This window comes from Tabrizicola sp. BL-A-41-H6 (assembly GCF_050632395.1).
Lineage (GTDB): Bacteria > Pseudomonadota > Alphaproteobacteria > Rhodobacterales > Rhodobacteraceae > JAUYQR01.
In genome coordinates this window covers 1,421,675-1,434,864 of the sequence record NZ_CP192600.1, presented here as the reverse complement: position 1 = coordinate 1,434,864, position 13,190 = coordinate 1,421,675, and the positions used below count along the sequence as shown (strand labels likewise).

The following is a 13,190-nucleotide window of genomic DNA, read 5'->3' as shown; positions in this document are numbered from 1 at the left end:
CCAATGGCCCGCTTCAAGATCGTCGGCATCAGCTTTGACCACATGCACATGGGCGACCTTCTCCGCATGGTGCATGACCACCCCGAGGCGGAAATAGCCGGCCTCTTCGACCCCGATCCCGCCCGCATGACCGCAGCCGCCGCCACCTTCGGCGTGCCGCACGACCGGCTCTTCACCGACCTCGACGCCTGCATCGTGGCCACCAAACCCGATCTCGCCATCCTCTGCGCCGCCACCGCCGACCACGCCCGCTACACCGCACGGCTCGCCGCCCACAGCGTCAACGTCTTCGTCGAAAAGCCCTTCGCGGCCTCGGTCGCCGATGCCCGCGCGATGATTGCCGCCATGCAGCCCACCGGCAAGCTCCTCGCCATCAACTGGCCCCTCGCCTGGGTCGCCTCGCACGTCACCGCCAAGCGCCTGATCGACGAAGGCCGCATCGGCCAACTCACCGACCTCCATTTCTACGGCGGCAACCGTGGCCCCCTTTACCACCTCGCCGACAAGATCGAGGTTTCGCCCGAAGAAGTCGAACGCCAGAAACCCACCTCCTGGTGGTACAAACGCGCCAGCGGAGGCGGCAGCCTGCTCGATTACCTCGGCTACGGCGCCACCCTCGGCACATGGTACATGAACGGCGAGGCGCCCATCGAGGTCACCGCCGTCACCGACGACACCCCGGGGCTGGAGGTTGACCAGCACGCCATCACCATCTGCCGCTACGCCCGTGGCCTTAGCCGCATGGAAACCCGCTGGGGCACCTTCACCGACCCGTGGACGATCCAGCCCCAACCGAAATGCGGCTTCGTTTTCGTCGGCACCGAAGGCACCATCGGCAGCTACGATTACGAAGGCCAACTGACCATCCAGACGCGGGCCAAGCCAGAACCCACCGCCATCCCCGCCGACCCGCTGCCGCAAGGCCGCACGAACGCCATCGAATACGTCCTTCACTGCATCGCGACGGGCGAGGCGCTCTCTGGCCCTCTCGATCCCGCCGTCAGCCTCCTCGGCCAGCGCATCGTCGACACCGCCGCCCAATCCGCCCGCGAAAAACGCACCCTGCCGCTGCTGCCATGACCGACACACCCGATGCCGACACCTATGCCCTGAAATCGGCCACTCTGGCCGAAATACCTGCGCCCGACCTACCCTACCAGCCGCCAATGCCCCGCCACTACCGCCCAAGGATAGGCGTGATCGGCGCGGGCGGCATCGTCTCGGCCCACCTCGACGCCTACCGCACAGCAGGCTGGACCGTCGCCGCGATCTGCAACCGCACGCTTGCCAAGGCCGAGGCCGCCCGCACCCTCGCCCCCGACGCCCGCATCACCACCGACGCCCGCACCATCTTCAACGACCCCGGCATCGACGTCGTCGACATCACGCCCCACCCCGCCGACCGCCTGCCGCTGATCGAAGCCGCCCTCATGGCGGGCAAGCACGTCCTCAGCCAAAAGCCCTTCGTCCTCGATCTGGCCCAAGGCCAGCGCCTCGTTGCCCTCGCCCGGACGCGCGGCCTGAAACTCGCCGTCAACCAGAATGGCCGCTGGGCACCCCACCTTGCCTACATGCGCGAAGCCGTCCGCGCTGGCCTGATCGGAGACATCATCTCCGCCCACATCTCGATCCATTGGAACCACGGCTGGATCGCCGGCACCCCGTTCGAGAAGATCGAGGACCTGATCCTTTACGACTTCGGCATCCATTGGTTCGACTTCCTGCGCAGCATCACCGGCGACCGCGCCCGCAGCGTCATCGCCACCGCCACCCACGCCAAGGGCCAAACCGCCGCCGCCCCCCTCCTCGCTCAAGCCCTCGTCCGGCTTGACGGCGGGCAGGCCTCGCTCATCTTCGACGGCGCTACCCCGTTCGGCCCCCGCGACACCACGACCATCACCGGCACCAAAGGCACCCTCACCAGCGACGGCCCCGACCTCGGCCAGCAGACGGTCACCCTCACCACCGCCGCAGGCCGCGCCACCCCCTCCCTCATCGGCACATGGTTCAACGACGGCTTTCGCGGCGCGATGGGCGCGCTCCTCGTCGCCATCGAAGACGGCACCGAGCCCGCCAACGGCGCTGCGGAAAACCTCCACAGCCTCGCCCTCGCCTTCGACGCCATCCAGTCCCGCCGCACCGGACGCGAGGTTGCCATCGGCACCGCCACCCGCCTCGACCTCTAACCCGACGCGGCAAAACCTTAACGCCCCGCACGCCATACACCTGCCATACGCCAGCCAGACGCCTTCCAGACGCATCGCAGCCAGCGAAATCCCTGCAAATTTAACCCCTTAACGCACCGGAATATTCTCGCGAAAGATGATCCGCGGCTCGATATACTTCAGCGTCAGGAACGGCGCCGTCGAGGCAATCGAGCCCAAGAGCCGGATCACCGCCTGCTCGCCCATCAGCCGCGCGTTCTGGTCTACCACCACGTCGATCACTTCCTCCGCCAGATAGCGCCGGGTCAGGTTGGTCAGGTCATGCACAATGACAAACGGCCGCGGCCGGTCCAGTTCCGCCACCGCCCGCACCACGCCCGACCGGCCCGCGCCGACGCAATAGATGCCGACCACATCCTTGCGCGCCGCCAGCAACCGCGACGCTGCGGCATAAGAGGTGACGCTGTCCTCGTCGATCTCGATCGCGGGCAGCAGATCAAGCCCGGGAAACTGCTCGGTAATCACTGCACGAAAGCCGTTCTCGCGCTCCTCGTGCCCGTGATAGGCGCGCGATCCCAGAAACAGCGCCAGCGCCCCGGTCCCACGCCCGGCCATCCGCCCCATCACCAGCCCCGCCGTGCGCCCCGCCACCCGGTTGTCCACGCCCACATAGGCCGACCGCGGGCTTTGCCGCACGTCCGAGGCGATCGTCACCACCCGCAACCCCGCCTCGACCAACAGCCGCACCGCATCACGCGTCATCGGATGGTCCACCGCAATCAGCCCGACCCCGCTGGTCTGCAAGCCCACCTTCTCCACCGCCGCCACCAAGGCCTGCGGCGACAGCCCGTCGACCTCGTGGATCGTGCAGGACGCCACCAGCGGCAGGTCGGCGGCAAAGTCCCTGATCGTGCCGGCCAGATTGCGCATGAATTCGCTGCGGCCCAAGGGCAGGAAGAATTCCAGATGCGCCGGGCGCGACGGCAGCGCCAGCATTCCCTCGCTTGGCAGATAGCCCAACGCCTTGGCCGCCATCTGCACGCGCTGCCGGTTCGCCGCCGACACCCCGGCCCGCCCGTTCAGCACCCGGTCGACCGTCGCCGTAGACACCCCCGCCCGCGTCGCAATGTCGGTGATCGTCGCCTTGCGCATCCTGCTGTTTTGCCTTGGAAACCCCGGTCGGCCCAGCCTAAGCCATCGCGGCGCCCGATGTAAAATGCTCTGGCAACAACCGTGCGCCAAAGCACAGATCGCGTTTGTCTGAGACCCGAACCTGCGCTTGCGCAAGGGCCGGAACGCTTCTAATCCGGGGTCGTTGACATTCCCCCGACCCAAAGGACACCGATCATGCTGGTAAACGGCAAATGGACCGACAATTGGCAGCCCGTGCAGGCCAAGGATGATCAGGGCCGTTTCATCCGGCAGACCTCGTCCTTTCGGAACTGGATCACTCCCGACGGCTCCCCCGGCCCCACCGGCTCCGGTGGCTTCAAGGCCGAGGCCGGGCGCTACCGCCTCTACGTCGCCCTCATCTGCCCTTGGGCGTCGCGCACCCTGATCGCGCGCAAGCTGAAGGGGCTGGAAAACTTGATCCCGGTCACCGTCCTGAACCCCGTCCTCACCGATCAAGGCTGGGCTTTCGGTGGCTACCCCGGCGCCGACACCGATCCCCTGTTCGGCGCGCGGCACATGCATGACCTCTACACCCGCGCCGATCCCACATACACCGGCCGCGCGACGGTTCCGGCGCTGTGGGACACGAAGACAAACACGATGGTCAGCAACGAAAGCGCCGACATCGTGCGCATGTTCAACACCGCTTTCGCAGACCTCGTGCCCGCGACGCCCGACCTTTACCCCGCCGACCTTCGCGATCAGATCGACGCCCTGAACGACGATATCTACGGCAGCCTCAACAACGGCGTCTACAAGGCCGGCTTCGCCTCTACCCAAGCCGCCTATGAGGAGGCTGTCGCGGGCGTCTTCGCCACGCTCGACCGGCTGGAAGACCGCCTGACGGGCGATTACCTCTTCGACCGGTTCACCGAAACCGACATCCGCCTTTTCGTGACCCTGATCCGCTTCGACGCCGCCTACCACGGCATCTTCAAGACCAACCGCAAGCGCATTGCCGACTATCCGCGCCTCTCGGCCTACATGGAACGCGTCCTACGCCTGCCCGGCGTGCGCGACACGGTCAACCTCGATCACATCAAGGCCGGCTACTATTCGATCAAGGCGCTGAACCCCACCGGCATCGTCCCCGTCGGGCCGGATCACGTCACCGCCCTCCTGCGCTCCACCCTCTGACCGAAACCGCCTATTTTCGCGCCATCTGCCCATATCCGGTCAGCCACCGCCAAACTCTCCTTGGACCGAATCGCTTTCGGGTTTTACCGTTTGGTCAAACAGACGGCCAACCAACAAGAAGGAACGGGGAGAGATGATGACCAAGGGGACTTTCGCACTCAGCCGCCGCGCGCTTCTGGCACTGGGAGGTGCCGCACTGCTGGCACCGACACTCGGGCCCAAGCGCCTTATGGCGCAGGACGCGATCAAGATGGCCGGCATCTACACCGTGCCCGTCGAACAGCAGTGGGTCAGCCGCATCCACATCGCCGCCGAGGCCGCCAAGGCTGCCGGCGCAGTTGACTACACCTACACCGAAAACGTCGCCAACACCGATTACCCCCGCGTCATGCGCGAATACTGCGAGGCGGGCGTAAAGCTCATCGTGGGCGAGATCTTCGGGGCCGAGGCCGAAGCGCGCGAGGTTTGCGCCGAATACCCAGACGTGGCGTTCCTGCTGGGGTCGTCCTTCATGCCGGACGCGGCGGCGAACCCGAACCTCGCGGTCTTCGACAACTACATCCAAGACGCCTCCTACCTGTCCGGCATCATCGCGGGAGCGATGACCACCACCGGCAAGATCGGCATGGTCGGCGGCTTCCCGATCCCCGAAGTGAACCGCCTGATGAACGCCTTCATGGCCGGGGTGAAAGAGACCAAGCCCGACGCCACCTTCCAGGTCAGCTTCATCGGCTCGTGGTTTGATCCGCCAAAGGCCAAGGAAACTGCCTTCGCGATGATCGACGCTGGCGCTGACCTCCTCTACGCCGAACGCTTCGGCGTGGCGGATGCGGCCAAGGAACGCGGCATCCTTGCCATCGGCAACGTGATCGACACGCAGGCCGATTACCCCGACACCGTCGTCGCCTCGGCGCTGTGGCATTTTGAGCCCACGCTGAACGCCGCCATCGCCGCGATTCAGGGCGGTGCGTTCAAGGCCGACAACTACGGCGTCTATTCCTACATGAAGGCCGGCGGTTGTTCCCTCGCCCCCCTCGGTACCTTCGAAGGCAAGGTGCCCGAGGCCGCGACCAAGCTTGTGGCCGAACGTCAGGCCGCGATCATGGACGGCAGCTTCACCGTCGCCGTCGACGACAGCGAGCCGAAATCGTCGTGACACCCGACACTTCCGGGGTGCAGACCGTTCTGCACCTCGACCGCATCACCAAACGGTTCGGCCCGCTTGTCGCCAACGATGCCATCACCCTCACCCTGAAACAGGGTGAGGTCGTGGCGCTTCTGGGCGAAAACGGCGCGGGCAAGACCACGCTGATGAACATCCTCTTCGGCCATTACACCGCCGACGAAGGCAGCGTCACCGCCTTCGGCAAACCGCTGCCCCCCGGCAACCCGCGTGCAGCCCTCGCCGCCGGGATCGGCATGGTGCACCAGCACTTCACGCTGGCCGACAATCTGACCGTCACCGAAAACATCCTTCTCGGCACCCGCTCGCTCTGGTCGCCCGGCCTGAACCTCGCCGCCGCCGCCGACCGCATCGCCGCCCTGTCGCGCGACTTCGGCCTCGCGGTAGACCCCTCCGCCCGCGTCGGCAGCCTCTCCGTGGGAGAACGCCAGCGGGTGGAAATCCTGAAGGCGCTCTACCGCGACGCCCGCATCCTCATTCTCGATGAACCCACCGCCGTCCTGACCCCGCAGGAAACCGACGCGCTTTTCCAGACGCTGCGCAAGGCCGTCGCCCTCGGCCTTTCCATCGTGTTCATCAGCCACAAGCTGCACGAGGTGATGGGCGTCGCCGACCGCTGCCTTGTGCTGCGCCACGGCAAGCTGGTGGGCGAGGTTGCCACCGCCAACACCGACCGCCACGCCCTGGCCGCGATGATGGTCGGCGCGGAAATCTCCCCGCCCGCCCTGTCGCCCGCCACCCCCGGCCCCGCCCTGATCCGCTTCGCCGGTGTCTCCACCCCCGATCAGGGTGCTGTCCCCGGCCTGAAGGCCATCATCCTCGACCTTCGGGCCGGCCAGATCACCGGCCTTGCGGGCGTCTCCGGCAACGGTCAGGGCGCGCTCTCCGACCTTCTCTCCGGCCTCGCCCTGCCCAGCGCGGGCCAGATCACCCTCGGCACCGCCCCCGTCACCGACTGGTCGCCCCGCGCCGCGATCCACGCGGGCATCGCCCGCATCCCCGAAGACCGCCACAAGACCGGCACCATCGCCGATTTCACCCTGACCGAAAACGCCATCCTCGAACGCTACGGCGAGGCGCCCTACAGCCGCAAAGGCTGGATGGATTGGCGCGCGGCACGCGATTTCACCACGCATGTCATCGCCACCCACGATATCCGCTGCCCCGGCCCAGACGCCCGCATCCGCCTGCTGTCGGGCGGCAACATGCAAAAACTGATCCTCGGCCGCGTCTTGGAGCCCGGCCCGAAGATCATCCTCGCCAACCAGCCGGTGCGCGGCCTCGACATTGGTGCCATCACCTACGTGCAGAAACGCCTGATCGCCGCCCGCGATGCGGGGGCCGCGATCCTTCTCATCTCCGAAGACCTCGACGAGATCATCGAGATGTCCGACGTGATCCACGTCCTTTCGGCAGGTCGCCTCTCACCCGCCTTCCCGCGCGGATCAAAGACCCCGGCCGAACTTGGCCTCTGGATGGCCGGACAGGGGTTTGACAGGGAGCAATCGCGTGCGGCTTGAACCGATCGCCGCCCCCACCCTCGCCCGCCGCCTCGGTTTTCCCGCCGCAGCCCTGGCGCTGACTATCCTTGTGGCCTCGCTTCTGGCGCTCACCGCAGGGGCCAACCCCTTCGCCACCCTCGGCCTGATCCTCGAAGGTGCGGCTGGCAGCCGCTTTGCCGCACTTGAGACCCTCAACCGCGCCACCCCCCTCATCTTCACCGGCCTCGCCATCTCGGTCGCGTTCCGGGCCAAGTTATGGAACATCGGCGCCGAAGCACAGCTTTACGCCGGGGCCATCGTGACCGTCCTCCTCGGCACCGGCCTTGTGCCCTGGCCGCTCGTGCTGCCCGTCACCGCACTTGTCGCCATGCTGGCGGGCGCGCTCGTCCTCCTCGGCCCGGTCCTTCTGAAAACGCGGCTTGGAGTGGACGAGGTCGTGACCACGCTCCTTCTCAACTTCGTCATGCTCCTTTTCGTCAGCTACCTCCTCGAGGGCCCGATGAAGGATCCGATGGGCATGGGCTGGCCGAAATCCTCTCCCCTCCTGCCCGAAGCCCGCCTGCCCCGCATCGTGGAAGGCCTGCGCCTGCACTGGGGCTTTCTTCTGGCGCTGCTGGCGGCCGTCGCAGTCTGGGTGATCCAGACCCGCACCACCCTCGGGTTCGAGATCCGCGCTGTCGGCCAGAACCCCCGCGCCGCCCGCTTTGCCGGGGTGCCGGTAAACGCCGTGCTTGTGAAAACCGCGCTTCTCTCCGGCGGTCTTGCCGCCCTCGCAGGTTTTTCCGAAGTGGCCGGCCTGAAAGGCCACCTCAGCCTCGATCTTTCACCCGGCTTTGGCTACACCGGCATCATCGTCGCCATGCTCGCCATGCTGAACCCCCTCGCGGTCATCCCCTCCGCCCTTTTCGTCGCCGGCGTGTTCGTCGGCTCCGACAGCATGAGCCGCGCCGCCGGGGTGCCGACCTACATCGCCGACATCCTGCTAGCGACGGCGCTTTTGTTCATGGTGCTGGCGATCCTGCTGTCGCGCGTCCGCGTGGTGCGAGGATGAGCGGCGTGGCATTGCCTGCCGCTGTCGCACCGGGGGTTTCACCCCCCGGACCCCCGTGGGATATTTCGCGAAGGGGAAACGGGAGGGTCTTCCGTGACTGACCTTCTCGACATTCTCCTTTCCGCAACCTTCTGGGCCGCCGTCATCCGCATCGCCTCGCCGCTGATCTTCGCCACGATGGGCGAGTTGATCTGCGAACGCGCAGGTGTGCTGAACCTCGGAATCGAGGGGATCATGGTGATCGGCGCCTTCACCGGCTGGATCACCGTCTATGCCGGGATGCCCTTGTGGTTCGGGGTTGCGGCCGCGATGGGCGCGGGGATGCTGTTCGGCCTTCTCCATGCCACGCTGACGGTGCCGTTCGGGCTGTCGCAGCATGTGGTGGGGCTTGGCATCACGCTGCTGGCGACTTCGACCAGCTATTTCGCCTATCGCCTGATCCTGCCGGAAGTCACCTCGCCCCCGAAGATCACGCCCTTTTCCGAATGGGCGATCCCCGGCCTCAGCGACATTCCCGGCCTTGGGCCTGCGCTTTTCACCCAGACGCCGCTCACCTACGCGGCCTTCGTCGTGGCCGCCCTGACGGCGGTCATCCTCTACCGCACGCCCCTCGGCCTCGCCCTGCGCGCCGTCGGCGAAAACCCCTCCGCCGCCGCCTCGCAAGGCCTCTCGGTCACCGGCCTGCGCATGGGTGCCGTCATCGTCGGTTCCGGCCTCATGGCCGTGGGTGGCGCGTTCCTGACCCTCTCCGCCTTCTCGTCGTTCTTCTTCGAAATGGTCAACGGCCGCGGCTGGATCTGCATCGCCCTCGTCGTCTTCGGCGCATGGCGCCCCGGCAAGGCCGTCCTCGGCGCGCTCCTCTTCGCCGCCTTCGACGCGCTGCAGGTGCGGCTCCAGCAGACCCCGATCGGTGCGGTCCTGCCTTACCAGTTGTTCCTCGCCATGCCCTTCCTCCTCTCCATCCTTGCCCTGATCCTGATGTCGCGCCGCGCCGAAGTGCCCGCCGCGCTCATGCAACCCTTCAACAAGGGGGAACGCTGATGTTCGACCTTCTGATCAAGGGCGGCACCCTGCCGGGTGGCTCCACCGCCGACATCGCTATCACCGGCGACCGTATTGCCGAAGTCGGCCACATCGACGCGCCCGCCGCCCGCATCATCGACGCAACCGGCGATCTCGTCAGCCCGCCCTTCGTCGACCCGCATTTCCACATGGACGCGACGCTCTCCTACGGCCTGCCGCGCGTCAACGCCTCCGGCACGCTTCTGGAAGGCATCGGCCTCTGGGGCGAGCTTCGCGCGGTCGCCACCGTCGACGACATGGTCGCCCGCGCCGTCACCTACTGCGATTGGGCCGCCTCGATGGGCATTCTGGCGATCCGCACCCATGTCGACACTACGCCCGACCATCTGCGGGGGGTGGAGGCGATGCTGGAGGTAAAGCGCATCGTCGCCCCCTACATCGACCTGCAGCTTGTCGCCTTCCCCCAGGACGGGCTTTACCGCACCGCGACGGGCCGCCAGAACGTGCTCCGCGCGCTCGACATGGGCGTCGATGTGGTGGGCGGCATCCCGCATTTCGAACGCACCATGGAGGAAGGCGCCGAAAGCCTCCGCGACCTTGGCCGCATCGCCGCAGACCGCGGCCTGATGTGGGACGTGCACTGCGACGAGACCGACGACCCCCTGTCGCGCCACGTAGAGACGATGGCGCGCGAGGTCACGCGCCACGGCCTCGGCCCCCGCGCTGCGGGCAGCCACCTCACCTCGATGCATTCGATGGACAACTACTACGTCTCGAAGCTGATCCCCCTGATCGCCGAATCCGGCATGACCGCAATCCCGAACCCCCTGATCAACATCACCCTGCAGGGCCGCCATGACACCTACCCCAAGCGTCGCGGCCTCACGCGGGTGAAGGAGTTGCAGGCCGCCGGCGTCACCGTCGGCTGGGGCCAGGATTGCGTGATGGACCCGTGGTATTCCCTTGGCACCGCCGACATGCTGGATGTGGCGTTCATGGGCCTCCACGTCGCGCAGATGACGCACCCCGAGGAGATGGCCCGCTGCTTCCGCATGGTCACCGAAGACAACGCCCGCATCATGAACCTGCCGGACTACGGGTTGCACAAGGGCGCGCAAGCCTCGCTCGTGATCCTCGACGCAGGCACCCCGACTGAGGCGATCCGCCTGCGCCCCGACCGCCTCGCCGTGATCTCGCGCGGCAAGGTGATCGCGGAAAAGGCGCGCAACGACAGCCGCCTCACCCTTCCCGGCCGCCCCGCCACCGTCCGCCGCCGTCACCCTTCCCAAGCCTGACCCACGGCCCTATAAGGCCCCAAAGCCTGAGGAGGACGCCGATGCGCCGCGCCGAAGTGACCCGCAAGACGAACGAAACCTCGATCACCGTCGCCGTCAACCTCGACGGCACCGGCAAGTCCGAGGTCAAGACCGGCGTCGGCTTCTTCGACCACATGCTCGACCAGCTGGCCCGCCACAGCCTGATCGACATCACCGTCGCGGCCAGCGGCGACCTCCACATCGACGATCACCACACCGTCGAAGACTGCGGCATCGCCCTCGGTCAGGCCCTGACCCGCGCGCTTGGCGACAAGGCCGGCATCCGGCGCTACGGCCACTTCTCCCTAGCGATGGACGATGCGCAGGTCGCAACCGCGCTCGACCTGTCGGCGCGCCCCTACCTCGTCTGGACCCTGCCGTTCCCGACCGCCAAGATCGGCACCTTCGACACCGAACTCGTGCGCGAGTTCTTCCAGGCCCTCGCCACCCACGGCGGCATAACCCTGCACGTCGACCTCATCCACGGCCTCAACAGCCACCACATCGCCGAAGCCGCGTTCAAATCCGTCGCGCGTGCGCTGCGCATGGCGGTCGAACCCGACCCGCGCGGTACCGGCATCCCATCGACCAAGGGCGCGCTCTAAGCCCTTTCATCTGTCCTCAAATATCCCCGCCGGAGGCTCCCACGCCTGCGGCAAACCCATCGGTAGACCGTCATGCTCACCGTCCTCGTCGATTATGACAGCGGCAACCTCCACTCCGCCGAAAAGGCCTTCCAGCGCATGGCGCAGGAAACCGGCGCGGGCGACATCCTCGTTACCTCGCGCCCCGAAGACGTGGCCCGCGCCGACCGCATCGTGCTTCCGGGCGACGGCGCCTTCCCGGCCTGCCGCGCGGCACTCGGCCATTACGGCGGGCTTTTCGAGGCCATCGAAGAGGCGGTCCTCACCCGCGCGCGCCCCTTTCTCGGCATCTGCGTCGGCATGCAGATGCTGGCGACCTTGGGCCGCGAATACCGCGACACCCCCGGCTTTGGCTGGATCGGCGGCGAGGTGGTGCGGATCACCCCCTCCGACCCCGCGCTGAAAGTGCCGCACATGGGCTGGAACGATCTGGTGATCGACCACCCCCACCCCGTCCTCGACGGCATCAGCACCGGCGATCACGCCTACTTCGTCCACTCCTACCACTTCCGCGTCGCCAACCCCGCGCACCGCCTCGCGCATTGCGATTACGGTGGCGACATCACCGCCATCGTCGGGCAAGGCAACGTCATCGGTACCCAGTTCCACCCCGAGAAAAGTCAGGCCGCCGGCCTGCGACTGATTGCAAATTTTCTGCAATGGAAGCCGTGAACCGGGCCGAACTGGCAGGCAAACTTGCAGAAATCGAACACCGGATGCGGCAGGCCGAAGTTCGCGGCGCGGTCGCCAGCTACATCCCTGAACTGGCCAAGGTTGACCCCGCCCGGTTCGCCGTAGCAGTTGCCCTTCCCGATGGCACCGTGCTTCAGGCAGGCGACGCCGCGACCCCCTTCTCGATCCAGTCGATCTCCAAGGTCTTCACCCTCGCCATCGCGCTTGGCCGGCTTGGCGACCAGCTCTGGTCGCGCGTCGGGCGCGAACCCTCTGGCCTCGCCTTCAACTCGATCCTGCAGCTCGAGCAGGAAAACGGCATCCCGCGCAATCCCTTCGTCAACGCCGGTGCCATCGTCGTCACCGACGCCATCCTCGCCGGCCACCAGCCGCGCGCGGTGCTGGGAGAGTTGCTCCACTTCATCCGTCTCGCAGCCGGCGATGATGACATCCACATCAACCGCGCCGTCGCCGTCTCGGAACAGGCCACCGCGCACCGCAACATCGCGCTTGCCGAATTCATGGCCGCGATGGGCAACCTGCGAAACCCCTCCGCCCTGACCATCGGCACCTATGTCCACCAATGCGCGGTCGAGATGACAGCGATCCAGCTTGCCCGCGCCGGCCTGTTCCTTGTCAACGCCCCCGGCTGCCCGCGCCTCGTCGCCCCCGCCCGCATCCGGCGGATCAACGCGCTGATGATGATGTGCGGCCACTACGACGGCTCGGGCGAATTTGCCTATCGTGTCGGCCTGCCCGGCAAATCGGGCGTCGGCGGCGGCATCCTTGCCATCGTCCCCGGCCGCGCCTCGATCGCCGTCTGGTCACCCGGCCTGAACACCAACGGCAACTCCAAACTCGGAACCGAGGCACTGGAACACCTCGCTCGTGCCACCGGCTGGTCGGTGTTCGGCTAACCCGCCTACTTCACCCGGCTCCACGTCCCGCCATCGCGGCAGATGCCCAGCACGCAGCCCCGCACCGCCAGCTTGTCACCATCAAGCTGCATGTCCGAGTTGTAGGTCTTGTCGCGGTCCGGCGACCAGACCTTGCCGTCGTCGTAAACCCCGTCGCCGTAGGCCACCATGTCCCAGATGATCTGCCGCCCGATGTTCGGGCTGTCGATCTCCTTGCCGTCCTTGTCGAATGCCTTGACCAGCACGCCGCAGAACGCAGGCCCGCAGGGCTTTACATCGACATGGCCGAAATCCCCGTTGTCGTCGGGCCTCGTCTGCCACACCCCCTCCACCGGGTCGGCGGCAAAGGCCGCGCCTCCCGCCATCACCAGAACCGCTGCCAGGATCACCGTCTTCATCGCGTTCCC

13 protein-coding genes are annotated in these 13,190 nt (G+C 66.8%); 11 read left to right on the top strand and 2 right to left on the bottom strand.

Going from position 1 to position 13,190, the window contains the following annotated elements; all coding sequences use genetic code 11:
* The first annotated feature begins 3 nt into the window (after nucleotides 1-3).
* Both ACROUL_RS07160 and ACROUL_RS07155 read left to right on the top strand, forming a co-directional pair.
* Nucleotides 4-1,080, top strand: a complete 1,077-nt coding sequence (locus ACROUL_RS07160) for a Gfo/Idh/MocA family protein (RefSeq protein WP_431298830.1) — start codon at nucleotides 4-6, stop codon at nucleotides 1,078-1,080.
* A complete protein-coding gene (locus tag ACROUL_RS07155; protein WP_431298829.1) occupies nucleotides 1,077-2,186 on the top strand; it encodes a Gfo/Idh/MocA family protein in 1,110 nt (369 codons plus the stop codon). The genes ACROUL_RS07160 and ACROUL_RS07155 overlap by 4 nt, the downstream gene beginning before the upstream one ends.
* Before the next feature lie 108 nt (nucleotides 2,187-2,294).
* On the opposite strand, the gene ACROUL_RS07150 is transcribed toward ACROUL_RS07155, so the two are convergent.
* Nucleotides 2,295-3,317 carry a LacI family DNA-binding transcriptional regulator gene (locus ACROUL_RS07150; protein ID WP_431298828.1) on the bottom strand — a complete coding sequence of 341 codons (1,023 nt, stop codon included), beginning with the start codon at nucleotides 3,315-3,317 and terminating at the stop codon, nucleotides 2,295-2,297.
* Between the two features lie 195 nt (nucleotides 3,318-3,512).
* On the opposite strand from ACROUL_RS07150, the gene ACROUL_RS07145 reads away from it, so the two are divergent.
* From ACROUL_RS07145 to ACROUL_RS07105, 9 genes are all read left to right on the top strand, one after another.
* Nucleotides 3,513-4,475, top strand: coding sequence for a glutathione S-transferase family protein (locus ACROUL_RS07145; protein WP_431298827.1), 963 nt, complete (start codon nucleotides 3,513-3,515; stop codon nucleotides 4,473-4,475).
* Between the two features lie 136 nt (nucleotides 4,476-4,611).
* Entirely contained in the window at nucleotides 4,612-5,631 is a 1,020-nt protein-coding gene (locus ACROUL_RS07140) for a BMP family protein (RefSeq protein ID WP_431298826.1), read from the top strand.
* Nucleotides 5,628-7,178, top strand: a complete 1,551-nt coding sequence (locus ACROUL_RS07135; RefSeq protein ID WP_431298825.1) for an ABC transporter ATP-binding protein — start codon at nucleotides 5,628-5,630, stop codon at nucleotides 7,176-7,178. Before ACROUL_RS07140 ends, ACROUL_RS07135 begins: the two co-directional genes overlap by 4 nt.
* Nucleotides 7,168-8,211, top strand: a complete 1,044-nt coding sequence (locus ACROUL_RS07130) for an ABC transporter permease (protein WP_431298824.1) — start codon at nucleotides 7,168-7,170, stop codon at nucleotides 8,209-8,211. The genes ACROUL_RS07135 and ACROUL_RS07130 overlap by 11 nt, the downstream gene beginning before the upstream one ends.
* Before the next feature lie 93 nt (nucleotides 8,212-8,304).
* Complete coding sequence (locus tag ACROUL_RS07125) at nucleotides 8,305-9,252, top strand: ABC transporter permease (protein WP_431298823.1); 948 nt, start codon at nucleotides 8,305-8,307, stop codon at nucleotides 9,250-9,252.
* Nucleotides 9,252-10,529, top strand: a complete 1,278-nt coding sequence (locus tag ACROUL_RS07120; RefSeq protein WP_431298822.1) for an amidohydrolase family protein — start codon at nucleotides 9,252-9,254, stop codon at nucleotides 10,527-10,529. The genes ACROUL_RS07125 and ACROUL_RS07120 overlap by 1 nt, the downstream gene beginning before the upstream one ends.
* A gap of 41 nt (nucleotides 10,530-10,570) precedes the next feature.
* On the top strand, nucleotides 10,571-11,155 hold the full coding sequence (hisB, locus tag ACROUL_RS07115) for an imidazoleglycerol-phosphate dehydratase HisB (protein ID WP_431298821.1): 585 nt from the start codon (nucleotides 10,571-10,573) through the stop codon (nucleotides 11,153-11,155).
* A 72-nt stretch (nucleotides 11,156-11,227) separates the two neighbouring features.
* Nucleotides 11,228-11,866, top strand: a complete 639-nt coding sequence (hisH, locus tag ACROUL_RS07110; RefSeq protein WP_431298820.1) for an imidazole glycerol phosphate synthase subunit HisH — start codon at nucleotides 11,228-11,230, stop codon at nucleotides 11,864-11,866.
* Entirely contained in the window at nucleotides 11,854-12,783 is a 930-nt protein-coding gene (locus tag ACROUL_RS07105) for a glutaminase (RefSeq protein ID WP_431298819.1), read from the top strand. The genes hisH and ACROUL_RS07105 overlap by 13 nt, the downstream gene beginning before the upstream one ends.
* Before the next feature lie 5 nt (nucleotides 12,784-12,788).
* Here ACROUL_RS07105 and ACROUL_RS07100 read toward each other — a convergent pair whose 3' ends face one another.
* Nucleotides 12,789-13,181, bottom strand: coding sequence for a DUF2147 domain-containing protein (locus ACROUL_RS07100; protein WP_431298818.1), 393 nt, complete (start codon nucleotides 13,179-13,181; stop codon nucleotides 12,789-12,791).
* Nucleotides 13,182-13,190: the final 9 nt, after the last annotated feature.